Annotated in this window: 11 protein-coding genes; 6 read left to right on the plus strand and 5 right to left on the minus strand. The window is 69.0% G+C overall.

The annotated features are described in order from the left end of the window. Positions 1 to 2: 2 nt before the first annotated feature. From EX88_RS0115790 to EX88_RS0115800, 3 genes are read right to left on the minus strand one after another with little or no spacing between them, the layout of a single operon-like run. On the minus strand, positions 3 to 935 hold the full coding sequence (locus EX88_RS0115790) for a tetratricopeptide repeat protein (protein ID WP_031372958.1): 933 nt from the start codon (positions 933 to 935) through the stop codon (positions 3 to 5). Next, positions 932 to 1,408 carry a hypothetical protein gene (locus EX88_RS26565; protein ID WP_051885179.1) on the minus strand — a complete coding sequence of 159 codons (477 nt, stop codon included), beginning with the start codon at positions 1,406 to 1,408 and terminating at the stop codon, positions 932 to 934. Before EX88_RS26565 ends, EX88_RS0115790 begins: the two co-directional genes overlap by 4 nt. Next, the gene (locus tag EX88_RS0115800; RefSeq protein ID WP_031372960.1) at positions 1,408 to 2,763 is read right to left on the minus strand and encodes an ATP-binding protein; all 1,356 of its coding nucleotides are present in this window, start codon (positions 2,761 to 2,763) and stop codon (positions 1,408 to 1,410) included. Before EX88_RS0115800 ends, EX88_RS26565 begins: the two co-directional genes overlap by 1 nt. A gap of 248 nt (positions 2,764 to 3,011) precedes the next feature. Here EX88_RS0115800 and EX88_RS0115805 point away from each other — a divergent pair, with 248 nt between their 5' ends. The 4 genes from EX88_RS0115805 to EX88_RS0115820 are packed head-to-tail and all read left to right on the plus strand — an operon-like array spanning position 3,012 to position 9,132. Further along, positions 3,012 to 4,154, plus strand: coding sequence for an AAA family ATPase (locus EX88_RS0115805; protein ID WP_031372961.1), 1,143 nt, complete (start codon positions 3,012 to 3,014; stop codon positions 4,152 to 4,154). Then, on the plus strand, positions 4,151 to 4,567 hold the full coding sequence (locus tag EX88_RS26095; RefSeq protein WP_031372962.1) for a hypothetical protein: 417 nt from the start codon (positions 4,151 to 4,153) through the stop codon (positions 4,565 to 4,567). Before EX88_RS0115805 ends, EX88_RS26095 begins: the two co-directional genes overlap by 4 nt. Before the next feature lie 4 nt (positions 4,568 to 4,571). Then, the gene (locus EX88_RS0115815; protein WP_031372963.1) at positions 4,572 to 6,407 is read left to right on the plus strand and encodes a hypothetical protein; all 1,836 of its coding nucleotides are present in this window, start codon (positions 4,572 to 4,574) and stop codon (positions 6,405 to 6,407) included. Further along, positions 6,400 to 9,132 (plus strand): bpX6 domain-containing protein, encoded by a 2,733-nt coding sequence (locus EX88_RS0115820; protein ID WP_031372964.1) that lies wholly within the window; start codon positions 6,400 to 6,402, stop codon positions 9,130 to 9,132. Before EX88_RS0115815 ends, EX88_RS0115820 begins: the two co-directional genes overlap by 8 nt. 90 nt (positions 9,133 to 9,222) lie before the next feature. On the opposite strand, the gene EX88_RS0115825 is transcribed toward EX88_RS0115820, so the two are convergent. Both EX88_RS0115825 and EX88_RS0115830 read right to left on the minus strand, forming a co-directional pair. After that, positions 9,223 to 11,238, minus strand: coding sequence for a M13 family metallopeptidase (locus tag EX88_RS0115825; protein ID WP_031372965.1), 2,016 nt, complete (start codon positions 11,236 to 11,238; stop codon positions 9,223 to 9,225). Between the two features lie 259 nt (positions 11,239 to 11,497). Beyond that, entirely contained in the window at positions 11,498 to 13,606 is a 2,109-nt protein-coding gene (locus EX88_RS0115830; RefSeq protein WP_031372966.1) for a M13 family metallopeptidase, read from the minus strand. Between the two features lie 338 nt (positions 13,607 to 13,944). Between EX88_RS0115830 and EX88_RS0115835 the strand changes: the two genes are divergently transcribed. Both EX88_RS0115835 and EX88_RS0115840 read left to right on the plus strand, forming a co-directional pair. Beyond that, positions 13,945 to 15,318: an MBL fold metallo-hydrolase RNA specificity domain-containing protein gene (locus tag EX88_RS0115835; RefSeq protein ID WP_031372967.1), complete on the plus strand. Its 1,374-nt coding sequence runs from the start codon at positions 13,945 to 13,947 to the stop codon at positions 15,316 to 15,318. Between the two features lie 246 nt (positions 15,319 to 15,564). Beyond that, positions 15,565 to 16,363, plus strand: a 799-nt coding sequence (locus EX88_RS0115840; RefSeq protein WP_031372968.1) for a hypothetical protein, incomplete at its 3' end; no start/stop codon positions are given.

Genomic DNA, 16,363 nt, shown 5'->3' on the forward strand with positions numbered 1-16,363 from the left:
GCTCAGAACCCCGGGCGCAGCTTGACCTGTTCGAGCTCGCGCTTGATCGAGCGCCAGAACAGGCTCGGCGCGATCCAGGTGTAGGCGCAAAACCCCAGCCACAGGTAGGACAGCGGTCCGGCCCAGTGCGACAGGCCATGCTCGGGCAGGGCGATCAGGGCGATGCGGTAGAGCAGGAAGATGCCGAGCAGCAGCACCACCGCGCGGGTACGCGAACCAGCGCTGATATAGCTTTGGAACCGCCACCACAGCCCGAGCAGCCAGCTGCGGCGCGCTTTCACCGCCGCCATCAAGGTCAGGGCCTCGCCGTCCATCGGGTCGATCTGCAGCGCCCAGGCGGCGTGGTCGCGGGCGCTGTCGGTACGACCGGCGGCGAGTTCGCAATGGCCGAGCACGCACAAGGCCTCGACGTGTTCGGGATGCGCGGCCAGCACCTCGCGCGCCAGAGCCTCGGCCTTGCGGCGTTCGCCGCGGCGCAGTTCCAGCGAGGCCAGCAGGGCCTGGTAGTCGACATCGGCCGGCTCCAGCTCGCAGGCGCGGCGCGCTTCTTCCAGGGCCTGCGCATCGCGGCCCCAGGCGTTGTAGAGGCGGGCGAAGGCATCGGCGATCGAGGCCGAGTCCGGGTCGAGTTCGCGCGCCGAGTGCAGATGCGTTTCGGCGTCGCGGAAACGCCGCCCGGCGGTCGCCACGATCGCCGCGGCCAGGTGCGCGAACGGCGAATCGGGTTCGAGTTCGAGCGCGCGCGCGGCTTCCAGCGCGGCCGCATGCAGGCGCTTGCGCTTGACCAGGCACAGGGCCAGGAAGGCGTGCGCGCCGGCCTGCTCGGGGTCTTCGCCGAGCAGACGCAGCAACACGGCGATGGCTTCGTCGATCTGGCCGTGGGCGTAGTAACGCTCGGCCATCTGCAACCAGTAACCGTGGCTGGCGTCGTTCATTGCAGGATCACCGACAGCAAGGCGGGCAGTTGCACGGCGCCGAGCGCGCCGCGCCCGACCACGGCCAGCAGGATCGTCAACGGCAGGCCGTTGCGCGCCTGGCCGCCGTAGTACTCCCAGATCTCGAAGCAGCGTTGCTGCATCAGGTACACGGCATAGGCCATGCCGAGCTTGAGCAACAGGATGCTCAGAAACGCGTAGCGCAACTGCGCGCCCTGCAGCCAACCGTTCTGCTCGCACAGCAGCAGAGCGAACAGCAGCAGCGGGCTGCCGACCGCGCTCAGGCCGATGCACAGCCATTCGCGCCAGCGCGTCGGGCTGCCGATCGCCAGCGAATTGAAGCCGAACCAGAGCAGGCCGAAGCCGCTGCCGGCCAGCATCACGCTGAGCAAGGGCCAGACCGGATCGACCGCGTAACGCGACAGGCCGGACGGCAAGGGCTCGTCGGGCAAACGATAGACCGAGGCCGCCATCAGCCGCCTCCGTGGCGCTTGAGGAACTCCAGCACCTCGTCGTACTGGCCGCCCTGATTGGCGTAACGGGCGTGATTGCGCGCCGTGGTCAGCCACTCCAGAGTGGTCGAACGGGTGTCCTTGAGAGCCGCGCGCAGGTGGCTCATGGTCAGCGGCATTTCCCTGCCCTGGTCGATCGAGGCCTCGATGGCCTCGTCGATCGCGGTCTCGACCAGGTTGCGCAGGTCGGCGCCGGAATAACCCGAGCTCAAGCGCGCGATCTCGGCGCCGTCGATGTCGTCGCCGAGCGGGCGCTCGCGCAGCAACAGCTCGAGGATGGCGCGCCGCGCCGGCTCGTCCGGCGGCGGCACGAACAGCACCCGGTCGAAGCGGCCGGGGCGGCGGAACGCGGCGTCGACCGCCCACGGCACGTTGGTCGCGCCGAGGATCAGCACGCCCTGGTTGTTCTGGCCGAAGCCGTCGAGTTCGGTCAGGAACTGGCTGACCAGCTTGGCCGAGGTGGCCTCGCGCGAGTACTGGCGCTTGCCGCCGATGGCCTCGATCTCGTCGAAGAACACCACCGCCGGGGCGGTGCGCCGCGCGGTCTCGAAGATCGCATGCAGCTTGCGCTCGGACTCGCCGATATACATGTCGAGCACGTCGGTAATGGCCACGTTGTAGAAACGCGCGCCGCACTCGCCGGCGGTGGCGCGGGCGAGCAGGGTCTTGCCGCAGCCGGGCGGCCCGTACAGCAGGATGCCGCCGCCGGAGCGGCGCTTGAAGCGCTCGAACAGCGAGGGCTTGAGGAAGGGGGTGATGATGCGGCGGCGGATCTGGTGCTTGACCTCGTCCAGGCCGCCGACGTCGGCGAAACCGATTCGCGCCTCCGGCGGCTGCAACAGCCGCGATACGTCGTCGGCATCGGTGTCGTCGTTGGCGATGCTGGTCTGCAGGCTGCCCGATTGCATGCGCCGCGCATTGGCCAGCGAGATCACCTTGCCGGCCAGCTCGGTCGCCAGGGCGGCGTCTTCGAGCGCCGGGTTGAGGGCGATGGCCTGCTGGTACAGGCTGCGCGCGTCTTCGCGGCGGCCTTCGCCGAGCAGCAGGCGCGAACGCGCGAACAGCGAGGCCGCCGAATTCTCCGGCGCGATCCGCACCACGCGTTCATCGTGGCGGTGCTCCAGCAGCAAACGCAGAGCGGCGTCGCGCTGGGTCGGGTCGGCCAGCAGGGCGTCGCCGCCGAGTTCGATCGCACGGATCAATGCGTCCGGGTCGGATTCGTTCAGGCAGGCGTTCACGACCAGCATGCCGAGCGCCGGGTTGTGCGGGCTGGCGGCCAGCGCGGCGAGCAGATCGTCGAGGGAGGTATCGGGCATGACGGCATCCTGGCCGGGTGTGGCGGCGTATAGCGTAAAGAAAAACCGCGCAGGATAGGTCCGCGATCGCAACCGTACCGTGGCGCCGGTTGCGGTTCGACGAGCGCTGCGCCTACAGTGCGAACTGTGGCGCAGGTCCGTTTCCGGGCCGCGAACCACGCCCCGTCAGCAAGCCCGCCGCCGCAGGACCGCGCGCCGCCCGCGCGCCGTCCGCCGATGGCGACGCCAAGGATCCAGGCCGTCCGTCGATGACTTTTTCGCCCGAACCTTCCGCCGCAGAGCAGGCCGCGGCCCGCGTCCGCGATGCCGTGCATTCCGCCACCACCGGCCTGGTCGAGCGCGAGCAACTCGCCGAGCTGATCGTGCTCGCCGCGGTCGCCCAGGAACACCTGTTGATCATCGGCCCGCCCGGCACCGCCAAGAGCGCGGTGGTGCGGCGCGTCGCGGCCGCGCTCGGCGGCCGTTACTTCGAGTACCTGCTCGGGCGCTTCACCGAGCCGGCCGAATTGTTCGGCCCGGTCGACCTGCGCCGGCTGCGCGAGGGCGTGGTCGAGACCGACGTCACCGGCATGCTGCCCGAAGCCGAGGTTGCCTTCCTCGACGAGGTCTTCCTCGGTTCGACCGCGATCCTCAACACCTTGCTCGGCGTGCTCAACGAGCGCCGCTTCCGTCGCGGCCACACCCAGATCGATTGCCCGCTGCGGGTCTGCGTGGGCGCGGCCAATGCCTTGCCCGACGACGAATCGCTGGCCGCGTTCGCCGACCGTTTCCTGCTGCACCTGTTCGTCGAGCCGGTGCCGGACCATCAACTCGAAGCCCTGCTCGAAGGCGGTTGGCAGTCCGAGCGCGCCGCGGTCGAGCACCGCACCGAACTGGCCGATATCGATTTGCTGAGCCGACGCGTGCCGCAGGTAAGCATGGGCCCTGCGCGCGGCCTGCTGGCCGATGCGATCCGCAGATTGCGCAGTGCCGGTCTGAGCCTGTCGGACCGGCGCATCGTCAAGGTCCAGCGCCTGATCGCCGCAGCGACCGTGCTCGCCGGCCGCGACACCGCGACCGCCGCCGACCTGTGGCCGCTGTTCTATGTGATGCCGACCCGCGAGGCGCAGGCGGCGGCCCAGGACGCCTTGCGCGATTCGCTGTCGGCGGCGGCCAACCCGACACTGCGCGCCGCGGTCGAACATGCGGTGTTGCAGCCGGTGTCGCGCGCCGCGCGCCTGATCGAAGCCGCGCGCAGTTGCCTGCACGGCGCGGCCGACGCACCGGCCGCGACGACGATAGCGGAAGCCCTGCTGCGCGAGATCGACGCCAACTTCGACCCGCATTCGATTCCGCCCGAACTCGCCGCCGAGCGCGCGCGGCTGGTCGAACGGGTCGCCGCGCCGACATGAAGTGGCGCTGGCGCGCAGAGGCCGACCCGCCCGCGCCGCAAGGCGCGATCGGGATCGGCGCGGCGGCGCAGGGCCTGCTCGATGCGCTCGCGCGCTTCGACGCGCGCACGCGCGAAGCCCTGATGCTGACCGCGAACGCCGATGCCGCCATCGTCACCGGTGCCGGCGAAGCGCTGCCGTGGAGCGACGGCGTGGCCTATATCGCGCCGCGCCAGGAAGCGCCAGCGCTGTGGCTGCCGACCACGCAGCGCCCGGACCTGCCGCTGGACTTGCTGCTGCGCGCGATCGCGCGTCGGCATCGGCAGTCGCCGCTGCTGCTGTGGCCCGAGCCGATGCAGATCGTGCCCTTGCACCGGGCGCTGCCGGCGAGCGACGCGTTGATCGCGCAGATCCGCGCGCACTGGCGGAGCTGAGCCGATGCGGGTACCCGAGGCGCTCAAACCCTGGCGGCCGTGGCTGGACTGGTTCGATGCCGAGATCGTCGACCTGCTCGGCGATCTGCTGCTGCGCCTGCACCCGATGCTCGGTGCGTTCCGGATGCGCGCCCAGCGCGGCGCGGCCGAGCCAGAGGGCATCGACGATCTGCGCCGGCGCGGCCATTACGAGCGCCTGTTGCTCAGCGAGTGGGCGCTGGCCGACGAGGTGCCGGAAGAATTCGACCGCCGCGCCGCCGGCGGCGAGCATCTGTTCCTGTCGCCGAAACTCGTCGCGCGCGAAGCCGATGCGCTGACCGTGGCGGTGTTCGACACCGGCCCGGGCCAGCTCGGCGCGGCGCGCCTGGTGCACGTGGCGATGTGGATCCTGCTGGCCGAACGCGCGCAGGCGGCGAAGGCGCGCTTCGCCTGGGGCGTGCTCGGTGCGCCCGGCGTGCTGCATCCGGCCGACGCGCCCGAACGTCTCAAGCAATTGCTGCAGGCGCGCAGCCTGACACCGGGCGGCCCCGCTTCCGACAGCGCGGGCAACGCACAGGCCGCGCGCGACCATCACGAACGCGAGTGGCGGCGTGCGCTCGACGAAGCCGATCCGAGCCCGGGCGAGCGCTGGTCGATCGGCGCGCATGCGGCCGGCTATGGTCTGGGCCATCGCGTTGACGTTGCGCGTGCCGGCGAGCAACAGCTCGCAGTGACCATCGCCTCGCGCCAGGCGCGGCGCGAACTGCGCCTGGCCTTGCCGTCGCCCGAGCGTTCCAGCGCCTTGCTGCGCGGCGAATTCGAGCGCGTCGAGGTCTTGCGTCTGACCGAAGTCGCTACCGGCGCGCGCGGCCAGGGCAAGTTGTCGCTGAAGCAGCCACCGTTGATCTCCTGGGGCGGCCGCCACATCGCCGTGCCGCTCGCCGGCGAGAGCGCCGCCCATGTCTATCGTTTGCCCTCCAGCGCCGTGGCGCGCTTGGCGCCGCCGAAAACCACGCGCTGGGGCAAAGGCAAATCGCTGCTCGCCGCGACCCTGACCGAGCGCCATTTCGCCGGGCTGATTCCGCTGTCGCAAGGGTTGGAGGGCTGGCAACTCGAGGGCATGGGCCGGCTGCCGTTGCCGCCGCAGGGCGATCTCGATGTCACTACCGGCACGGCGCGCCTGCTACCTTGCGTGTTTTTCAATCGCGGTGCGGGTTATCGGCGCCTGTTGCTGCTTACGAGCCAGCGCAAACTGCTGTCGTGGACGTCGCAGGGATCCGAGCCGAGCGCGTACGAGGTCGTGGGCGAGCAGGTGCTGGCGATCGCGCGTACCAGTGCCACGCAGGCGGTGTACTTGCGCTGCCACGATGGCCGCCTGCATCTGCACTCGAGTCTTCACGCCGAAGCTCTGGATTGCATCGCCTTCCAGGGCCAAGCCCGTAGCGCTTTTCTGAGCGGCCGCTGTTCTCTCGACAGTTGGCAGGGCGGCTGTTGCGTCGAGCAGATCGTCGGCGGTCACGGCGGCGAACGCTCCAGCATCTGGCGGGTGTTCATGCGCACCGCCGAGCGCCCGGCGACCGAGTACGAAATCGTGCTGCCGGCCGACTGGAAAGTGGTCGGGCTAAGCCAACCCGACGGCGACGACATGGGTTTGATCGCCTTGCGTCCGGACCGCAAGGCGCTGCTGCGCATCGGCGCGCAAGAACGTTCGGTGCTGTACGAATCGCCGAGTCCGATCAGTACGGTCAGCGTCGCCGTCGACGCCGACCTGATCGCCTTGGTCGACCTGCAAGGCCGTTTGGTGGTGTTGCGCGACGGCGCGCGAAAGATGCTCGTCTACACAGGGGGAGACGATGGCTGAAACGAACGATAAGGCGGAGGCGCAGGCCGATGCGACGGTCCGCTATCCGGTCTGGCGCGGCTGGCAACCCGTCGCCGGATTGTGGTTCGGCGCCGACTGGCTGGCGCCGGAACGGCGCGCCGAACGCATTCTGCAAGCGTGGACGATGGGCTGTCGCGCCTGGCGTTTCGACGACGGCGACGTGCTCTGCTTCGAGCAGGCGCGGCCGATGCAATGCAGCGAAGCGGCCGGCGTGCCTTTGTGCCGCATCGGTGCGCACGGGCTGTACGCGGGGCCGTTGACCGCCGACGAACTCGCCGCGCTGGCGCCGGCCGACGTGCAACTGGTGGTCGGCGGGCGCTTGCAGCCGCTGCACTTCGCCCAGGCGCAGGCGCTGGACCCTTCGCTGGTCATCGACATCGACGACTACGCCCTGCACGACACCTACGATGGCCGCTTCAGTCTGCGCGCGCCGCGCCACGACCGGCTCGCCGGCAAGCGCGTGCGCGAAGTGCTGGGCGACAGTGTTCCGCCGCCGAGCAAGGAGCAGGCCGAATTCCTGCGCCGTGCACACGGCGGTGTGGGCACCGAGGCGCCGCCGAGCTTGCGCGAACGCGTCACCGGCACCCGCGACGGCATGGCCGATTGGCTGTTGCGGCGTTTTCCGGGCTTGTCGGGCGAGCCGGGGCAGGCGCGCAGCGGCCACGCCACGCAGACGCGCAACGGTGGCGCCGGCACCTTGCGCGCACGCGCCGCGCCGCGCGCGCCGCAGGCCTGGCGTTCGGCCCTGGTGCGTTTCGCAATGGCGAGCCGCGCCTCGAAACTGATCGGCATGCGCCAGGGGGCCTACCTGCGCCGGATGATGGCGCAGTTCGAAAAAGGCGATCTCGGCGAGGCGTTGCGTAATGCCTTGCCGATCGACGGCCGCGGCGATTCGCTGGGCCAGGCTTTCGGTACACCGGGCCGGCGTGGCGACCTCAGTCTCGGCGGCGATCGTCATGCATCGACCGACATCAATCTCGGCGACTACGAGCGCGAGCACCTGCGCAAACTCTATCGCCAGGCTTTCGACAAACTCGACCGCCAGGGCCAGGTCGACGAAGCCGTGTTCGTGCTCGCCGAGTTGCTCAACGCGCGCCAGGAAGCGCTGGATTATCTGGTGCGCCACCAGCGCCATGCGCAGGCGGCCGAGCTTGCGCTGAGCTGGGACATGCCGGCGGAAACCATCATCCGTTTGCTGATGCTGTCCGGCGACAGCGAGCGCGCGATCCTGGTCGCGCGTCGCGACAATGCCTTCGCCGCGGCGATCGCGATGTTGGAAAAAGACCACCCCGAGCACGCAGGCAGGCTGCGCCGCGAATGGGGCCAGGCGCTGGTCGAGCGGGGGCAGTGGTTGGCCGCGGTCGATGCGGTCTGGCCGGAGCCGGAACTGCGCGAGCAGGCCGGACGCTGGCTGCTCGCAGCCGAGGCTGCAGGCGACGAATTGTCGGCGCGCGCTTTGGTGCAGCGCGCGACTCTGTTGCCCGACACGATCGAACACTATGCCGAGCGCATCGCGGTCCTGGCCGATCCGGCGTCGCCTGCGTTGCCGCGCGCGGCCCTGGCCGAAGCGCTGCTCGCCGCCAAGGGCAACGGCAAGGCCTTGCGCATGCTCGCCACCCACGTGTTGCCGGCGCTCGCAGCCGATCGCGCTGCATGCGCGAACGATCTCGACCGCCAGCAATTGGAGCGCCTGCTGAAATTGTCCGGCGACCCCTGGCTGCGCGCCGATCTGCCGGCCTGGGGCGTGCCGGCGGTAGCCGGGCGCAAGCTGTGGGAGAGCCAGGGCGAGCAACGCTGGCAGGCGCCCGCGGCCGGGTTGCATGCCGCGCACGATGTCGTCGCGATCGGCGAGGGCCGCTATCTCGCCGCGCTCGGCGAAGCCGGCGTCGCGGTCATCGACCGTCACGGCCGCAGTGTCCGTCGTTATGCGGTGCCGGCCTACAAGTTGGCGATCGCCGACAGCCTGCAGGTGGCCTTGGCGATCGCGCCGCGCGAGGCGGTGTCGCGCATCGCACGGCTGGATCTGGCCCATCACGAGATCGCCGATCTCGGGGTGATGCCGATCCAGTTCGCCGCCGACCGTTACGACGGCATCGCCTGGTCGCTGGTGTCGAACGACCGCCTGCTGGTGGTCGACGCGGCGCGGCCGTCGCTCGATGTGTTGTGGAGCGTCAGCGAGCCCAACAGCCGGGTGATCGCGGCGGAGTATTTCGCCGCCGACGAGTTGTTCCTGATCCAGGACGCGCGCGGCGCGAGTTGCTGGCATTACCGCTTGCCGCGGCGCGCCCTGCGTTCGCGCGACGCCGTACCCGAGAGCCTGGAACAACGCTTGCGCCTGCACCCCATCACCGGCGCGCAATTGCTCGATGTGTCGGCCGACGACGACGGCATGTTGTTGGCGTACTCGTGGTCGAACTATCGGCGCAGCGTGCAGTTGTCCGCGCATGCACTCGGCAAGCTGCGCGACTGCAGCATCAAGTCGCTCGCCAACGGCTTCCTGGTCGGCCTGTACGGCGAGGAGGCGATGCGCTTCCACTTGGTCCGCTTCAACGACGCGGCCTCGCTGGCGGCGATCGATTGGCCGTACGGCGCGGCGGTGTCGGTGCGCGAGCAGGACGGCCGCCTGCTGATGTACGACGACCAGGGCCGGGTGTTGGACATCGACACCCAGCGCAGCCAGGTGCATGGGCTGTCCTTGCTCTGAGGTTGTGCGGAGACGGCAGACAACGAAAAAGCCCGGCTTGCGCCGGGCTTTTCCTTATCGCTCATCGCGGTTCGCCGCGTGCCGCCTCGATCAGGGGAATACCTTGATCTGTTGCTCGGGCTTGCGCTGCATCGCGGTGCCGGCCTTGCAGCCGAAGGTCTCGCCGAACGCGGCCAGGTTCGACAGCGGCACGTTGGTGCGCCACTGGCCGGGGGCATGGATGCCGGCGGCCGAACGCTGCGCGGCGACTTCCGGGCTCAGTTGCTGCGCCCACAGGCCGGCCCAGGCGCGGAAGAAGGCCTGGTTGGCGTCCTTGCTCGCCGCCGGCGACGCGGCGCGGAACGCCGACCACGCCAGTTCGACGCCGGCCTGGTCGGCGATGGCGACTTCGCGGACCTGGTTGCCGTTGACCTTGACCCCGTTGAGGCCCGGATAGGGCTCGGCGCTGTACTGCGCGGCGACGCGGCTGGCGAGCGCGTCCCAGGCCGAGACTTCGGCCGGGGTCCACCAGTCGCGCACTTCCTGCTTGGCGTTGACGTAGCGGCCGCGGCTGTCGAAGCCGTGGGTCAGTTCGGCGCCGACCAGGGCGCCGTAGGAGCCGTACTGCGCGGCCTCGGGCTTGCTCAGGTCGAGCACCGGCGCCTGCAGCATCGCCGCGGTCACGATCAGGCGGTTCTGGGCGATGTCGTAGGCCAGCGACGGCTCCTGCGGCAGCACGTCCCAGCGACGGTCGGCGTTGCCGCGGCCGATCCGCTTCATTTCCTCGCGGTGGCGCCAGGTCGAGGCGATCAGCATGTTGCTGCCGAAGCTGCCGCGGCCCATCGGTTGAACGGTGTAGTCGAGATCGCGCTTGGGCGTGCCGACTTCGATCTTGAGCTTGCCGAGCTTGGCGCGCGCTTCGTGCTTGACCGCCTCGCTGAAACGGGTGTCGGCGTCGATGGCCTTGCCCACGGCATCGCGCAACTGGCTGGCGATCTGTTCGGCGCGCGCGTCGGTCGCGGCCGGCAGGTAACGCGCGGCGTACTCGTGGCCGACCATCGGGCCGGCGGCGAGGGTGATCGCGTCGAGCACGGCCTGCTGACGGGGCGCCGGCGCGGCGTGGCCGCGCAGCACGCGGCCGCGGAACTCGAACTCGGCGTCGCGGAACGGCTTGGCCAGGTAGGGCGCCATCGAATCGCCCACGCGCCAGCGCAGATAGGTCTTCCACTGGTCCGGCTTGAGGCTGCCGAGCAGCTTGTCGAGTTCGGCGAACAATTGCGGGTTCGCCAGCGAGACGCTGTCGTCGGTGACGCCCTGGGCCTTGAGGAAGGCGCCCAACTGCAGGTTCTTGTACTGCTTGGCCAGGGTCGCGACCGCGACCGGGGCGTAGTTCGCGCGCGGGTCGCGCAGGTCCGGCAGCGACTTGGAGGCGCGGGCGATGCGGGTTTCCAGATCGATCACGAACAGCGACTCGGCCGCCAGCTTGTCCTTCGACGTGCCGGTCAGAGTCAGGATCTTCTGCACGTAGTTGTTGTAGTGGCCGAGCAACTGACGGGTATCGGCGTCGCTGCGGGTGTAATAGGCCGGGTCGGGCAGGCCGAGGCCGCCCTGGCTGAAGTAGCCGATGTGGCGTTCCAAGTCCTGCAGGTCGATGTCGGCGCCGAAGTTGAAGGCGACCGGGATGCCGACCTGGTGCAGCGCGGCGATCGAGGCCGGGATTTCCTTGGCTTTCTTGATCGCGTTGATGCGGCCCAGCAGCGGGGCGATCGGCTGCGAACCGTCGCGCTCGACCGCGGCTTCGTCCAGGCCGCTGGCCCAGAAGTCGCCGAGCAGCTTCTGCACGTTGCCCTGCGGCGCGGTCATGGCGCTGTTGAGCAGTTCCAGTTGCTGCTTGCGGGCATTGGCGGCCAGGGTTTCCAGCGAGGACACCGAACCGGCGCCGGACAAGGGGTTGCTGCGCAGCCAGTCGCCGTTGGCACTGGCATAGAAGTCGCTGCAGGCCGATGCGGCGGCGGGCGCCTTGGGCTTGGCGGCGGCCTTCTTCTTGGCGGCATCGGCGGTCGGCGAGGCCAGGCCGGCAATCAGGCTGAGGGCGAGGGCGCAGGCAAGCGGGCGTAGGGTCGACATCGCGTATTCCATCCTGGGGATGCGGGAGTTTAACAACTGCGCCGGCGACGGCGATGAACGGGTTTGGCGGTTGGGGGATGGAGGGTGCGAGGCCGTCATCCCAACCCGTGCCCCGGCCCGAACGCCTGGCGTTCGCGAACGCGCGAGCCAATGGCTCGCAAGCGGCGTTCGCTCACCCCAAGAAAAAAGGCCCGGGAAGCCCGGGCCTTTCGTTCCACACCTTGGCGGCGGCGCGACCCTCAGGCCGCGCCGCGGTCGATCACCAGATCACCACCTGCTTGTCGCCCTCGCGGACCATCGGCTGGCCCGGCTTGCACGAGAACGCGGCGGCGAAGGCCGGCAGGTTCGACGGCGCGCCGATCGCGCGGAAGTTGGCCAGGGCGTGCTCGTCGGTCTGCAGACGCACCTTCATCTCTTCGGCGGTGAAGTTGCGGCGCCACACCGTCGCCCAGTTGAGGAAGAAGCGCTGGTCGCGGGTGAAGCCGTCGGTCTTCGGGTCCGGGGTGTCGCCGGCGGCCTTCTTCATCGCGTCGTAGGCCGTGGCCAGGCCGCCGAGGTCGGCGATGTTCTCGCCGAGGGTGTGCTTGCCGTTGACGTGCTGGCCCGGGGCGGCTTCATAGGCGTTGAACTGCTGGATCAGCTTGTCGGTCAGGCCCGAGAAGGCCGTGGCGTCGCTCGGCGCCCACCACACTTCCATGTTGCCGGTCGGCCCGAAGCGCGAACCCTGGTCGTCGTAGCCGTGGGTCATTTCGTGGCCGATCACCGCGCCGATGCCGCCGTAGTTGGTGGCGTCGTCGGCCTTCGGATCGAAGAACGGCGGCTGCAGGATCGCGGCCGGGAACACGATCTCGTTCTGCAGCGGGTTGTAGTAGGCGTTGACCATCTGCGGCGGCATGCCCCATTCGGTCTTGTCGACCGGCTTGCCGATCTTGCCCAGGTTCCACTTGTAGTTGAACTCGTTGGCCGCCTTGACGTTGGCGTAGTAGCTGTCGCGGCTGGTCGCCAGGCCGTTCCAGTCGCGCCACTTGTCCGGGTAGCCGATCTTGGGCGTGAAGCTGGCCCACTTCTCGATCGCCTTCTTCTTGGTGTCGGCGCTCATCCAGGCCAGGTTCTCGATGCGCACCTTGAGGGCTTCGCTGAGGTTCTTGACCAGAGTCTGCATGCGCTCCTTGGATTCCGGAGTGAAGGCGACCTTGACGTACATCTGGCCCAGCGCTTCGCCGGCCTGGCCTTCGATGGTATCGAGCACGCGCTTGCCGCGTTCCTTCAGTTCCTTCTGGCCGCGCAGGGTCTTGCTGTAGAAGTTGAAGTTCTCTTCGACGAAAGCGTCCGACAGGTACGGCGAGGCACCGTCGATGGCATGGAAGCGCAGATAGGCCTTCCACTGGTCGGCCGGGACGTCGCCGATCATCTTGCTGACTTCCTGGTGGAAGGCCGGCACGGCGAGCGAGAACATCTTCGGCAGGGCCACGCCCTGCGACTCGAAGAACTTGGTCCAGGAGAAATTCGGCGTCAGCTTGTCGGCGTCGGCCGGGCTGACCGGGTTGTAGTACAGCGAGACGTCGCGCGACAGGGCTTCGCGCGACTTCGAGGCCTTGGCCAGGCGGGTCTCGAACGAGATCACGTCCTTGGCCTGCTTGGCGGCGTCGGCTGCCGGCGTGCCGCCGAGCTCGAGCACCTTGGCGATGTGGGCCTCGTACGCGGCGAGCTTGTCCTTGTGCTTGGCGTCGGAGTAGTACGGCGTGTCCGGCAGGCCCAGGCCGCCTTGCGAGGCATAGGCGATGTTGTTGGCCGAATCCTTGAAGTCGGCTTCGGCGCCGAAACCGAACAGCGGGTTGTCGCCGGTGGCGGCGGTCGTGCGCAGGTAGTCGGCGATCTTCTCCGCGCTGTCGAGCGCGTCGATCTTGGCCAGGTCGCCCTTCAGCGGTTCCAGGCCCTGGGCGTTGATCTTGGCCGCGTCCATGCCGGTCGACCACAGGTCGCCGACGATTTTCTCCACGCCGGTGGCCTTGCTGTCCGCCGCCGCTTGTTCGGCGATCTGGCGCTGCACCGCGGTGGAACGCTCATCGAGCATCTCGAACGCGCCCCACGAGGTGCGGTCGCCCGGGATGGCGTTGGCGGCGAGCCACTTGCCGTTGACGTATCCGCCGAAGTCGGTGCAGGCGTCCTTGGTGGTATCCAGGTCGGCGACGACGAAGCGGTTGACCGGCGGCAGCTTGCTCTCGTCGAGCTTCAGCGCACTGGTTTCGGCGGGCTTGTCGGCGGCGGCCGGCGCGGCCGGGGCAGGGGTTTCCTGCTTGCCGCAGGCGGCCACGACCGTGGCGATGGCGAGGGACAACAGCAGGACTTGCGGTTTTTTGAAGGTCACAGCGGGCTCCAGCCGGAGAGGCGTTGGCGAAATACGAATCGGGAGTGTGGCGGATTTCGGACCGGCGCTGCTCGGCCTTTCCCGGATCACGGGCGGACGATAGTCCCGTTCCCGGGCCGGGAAGGGTGTCGAAGGTCATGTGGGGTGGCGCGAATTCGTTCAGTTTTGCCCGGTTTGTGCGGCCACTGCGCCGATTCCAGCGGTTCGCGCCGGACCCACCGCGCTGCGCCGACACTCGGCCGGGCGCGGCGCTCGCCGGAAGGCACACATTGCTCGCCGGGACCTTCCCAGGGGCCATGCTAGCGTTCGCCTTTGTCGATAGATGCGGAGTGCATTGCATGCGAGTCCATTTCCACGGTGCGGCCGGCGAAGTCACCGGTTCCCTGCACGAGGTCGAGGCCGGCGGCCATCGCATCTTGCTCGATTGCGGCATGATCCAGGGCAGCCCCGAAGCCGAACAGCGCAACTTCGATCCCTTCGCGTTCGACGTCGCCGCGCTGGATGCGTTGGTGATCAGCCACGCCCACATCGACCACATCGGCCGGGTGCCGTTGCTGGTGCGGCGCGGTTTCCGCGGGCCGATCTATGCCCAGGCCGCGACCGCCGACTTGATGCGCATCATGCTGCTGGACTCGGCGTCGATCGCCGAAAGCGAAGCCGAGCGCAGCAACCGCCGGCGCTCGCAAGGCCAGCCCGAAGCGCTGCCGCTGTACACGCGCGAAGACGTCGAGGCGACCATGCAGCGGGTCGAGCCACTGCCTTACGACAGCCCGCGCACGATCCTGCCGGGCGTCGAAATCGAGTTCCGCGAGGCCGGCCACATCCTCGGCTCGTCCGCGGTGGAATTGCGCGCCGAAGGCAGAACGCTGGTGTTTTCCGGCGACATCGGGCCGAAGGGCACGCCTATCCTGCGCGACCCGGCGCCGATCGCGCAGGCCGACCTGGTGCTGATGGAATCGACTTACGGCGACCGTCTGCACAAGGACCGCGCCGAAACCATCCTCGAACTCGGCCGCATTCTCGAACGGGCCTGGAACGACGGCGGCAACGTGCTGATCCCGGCGTTCGCGGTCGGCCGCAGCCAGGAACTGTTGTACTGGTTCGCCAAGTACTGGGACGAGTGGAACCTGTCGCGCTGGCAGATCTTTCTCGACAGCCCGATGGCGGCCAAGGTGGTCGCGGTCTACGACCGTCATGCCGACCTGTTCGACGAAGACGCACTGCAAGTGTGGAAGGAAAAACCCAACCCCTTCCAACTCCCGAACCTGCGCCTGACCGCGAGCGCCGAAGAATCGATGGCGATCAACCGCATCGAGCGCGGCGCCATCGTCATCGCCGGTTCCGGCATGGCCAACGCCGGCCGCATCCTGCACCACTTCAAGCACAACCTCGGCAAGCCGCAGACCCATGTGGTGTTCGTCGGCTACCAGGCCGAAGGCACGATCGGGCGGCGCCTGGTCGACGGCGCGCAATGGGTGCGCATCCACGGCAAGGATGTCCGCGCCAACGCCCAGCGCCACACCATCGGCGGGCTGTCGGCGCACACCGACCAGAAGGGCCTGATCGAGTGGTACGGCCAGATCGCCGGTCATCCGCAGCTGGCCCTGGTCCATGGCGAAGACAAGGCGCGCGAAGCGCTGGCCGGGGAGATCGGCGAGCGCTACGGCATCGAGGTCAAGCTGACGCGGCCGGGGATGACGCTGGAGGTCTGATCGTCGCTGTGGCATGGCCGGCCGGCTGCGACTGGTCTGCCAGGCCGCAACTTCCGCGGCGCCCTATTCAGTTCGTTCAGGCGACGCCTGGGCCGACTCGCGAATCTGCCTAGCGCCCCTGGCTTGCGCTTTGACATGCAGCCTGCATGCGCTTAGTTTCCACTGGGTTGTGCTTGATGTTCCATTAGGACGTGCCGCTCGCAGAGCGGGCACAGCTGTCGGGCACGGGTGGGAACAGGGGGAGCGATGGGGAACCGTTTGCGCGTGCGCAATCCGGGCCAGGCGAGCTCGAATCCGGAATTCCGGCATACCGGAAGCCGCATCGCCTGCCTTCGAGCCGCCCTGGCGGCTGCCATCGTCGGTGCCGCCGCGGCCGGACCGGCGCTGGCTTCGGAACAGAACCCCGATGTCGATGCGGCGACGGGCACCCAGACGACCTATATCTCCGGATTGGTGCTGACCGCCGCGACCGGCGGCGGCGTGCCCGGGACGTCGTCTACCTCGATCACCGCAGGCGGACAGTCTTTCGGCGGCAATCCCCCCACCGCCTACGATCCGCGCATCGACCTGGTTTCCGAGACCTTCAATTTCCTTACCCCGGGCACCCTGGTCGTCGTGGCTGCAGGCGGGCAACAGGCCATGGGCACGCTGACCTATAGCTTCAGCCGTCCGGTGGTGAACCCGCGCTTCCATTTCGCCCGCCTCGGCGGCACCGGCGCCGGCGCTGGTTTTTCCTCGACCTTCATGACCGCGCCCGCGGGTTCGACCTGGACCGTGATCGGCGGTTTGTTGACCACCACGCTCGCGAATACGCGCTTGCGCGGTTCGTCCAATGCGCCCACGGTCGCCTGCGGCGACCCGGCGACCACCTCGGGTTGCGGCACCGCGCAACTCAACGGCACATTCACTTCCATCCCGCTCGGGATCGGCATCGGCAACCCCACTGCGGCCACGCCCGGCGATCTGGGCGCGGACGGCTACGGCGTCACCATCACCGTCGACGAAGATTTCAGCGATGCGCCGACCAGCTACGGCATGGCCGGCC

The organism is Lysobacter antibioticus, assembly GCF_000731095.1.
Classification (GTDB): domain Bacteria; phylum Pseudomonadota; class Gammaproteobacteria; order Xanthomonadales; family Xanthomonadaceae; genus Lysobacter; species Lysobacter antibioticus_B.

Coding starts and splice junctions, on each gene's coding strand:
- EX88_RS0115825 (WP_031372965.1), bottom strand. CDS start 11,238: ATGTCGACCCTACGCCCGCTTGCCTGCGCCCTCGCCCTCAGCCTGATT.
- EX88_RS26565 (WP_051885179.1), bottom strand. CDS start 1,408: ATGGCGGCCTCGGTCTATCGTTTGCCCGACGAGCCCTTGCCGTCCGGC.
- EX88_RS0115800 (WP_031372960.1), bottom strand. CDS start 2,763: ATGCCCGATACCTCCCTCGACGATCTGCTCGCCGCGCTGGCCGCCAGC.
- EX88_RS0115790 (WP_031372958.1), bottom strand. CDS start 935: ATGAACGACGCCAGCCACGGTTACTGGTTGCAGATGGCCGAGCGTTAC.
- EX88_RS0115835 (WP_031372967.1), top strand. CDS start 13,945: ATGCGAGTCCATTTCCACGGTGCGGCCGGCGAAGTCACCGGTTCCCTG.
- EX88_RS26095 (WP_031372962.1), top strand. CDS start 4,151: ATGAAGTGGCGCTGGCGCGCAGAGGCCGACCCGCCCGCGCCGCAAGGC.
- EX88_RS0115820 (WP_031372964.1), top strand. CDS start 6,400: ATGGCTGAAACGAACGATAAGGCGGAGGCGCAGGCCGATGCGACGGTC.
- EX88_RS0115815 (WP_031372963.1), top strand. CDS start 4,572: ATGCGGGTACCCGAGGCGCTCAAACCCTGGCGGCCGTGGCTGGACTGG.
- EX88_RS0115805 (WP_031372961.1), top strand. CDS start 3,012: ATGACTTTTTCGCCCGAACCTTCCGCCGCAGAGCAGGCCGCGGCCCGC.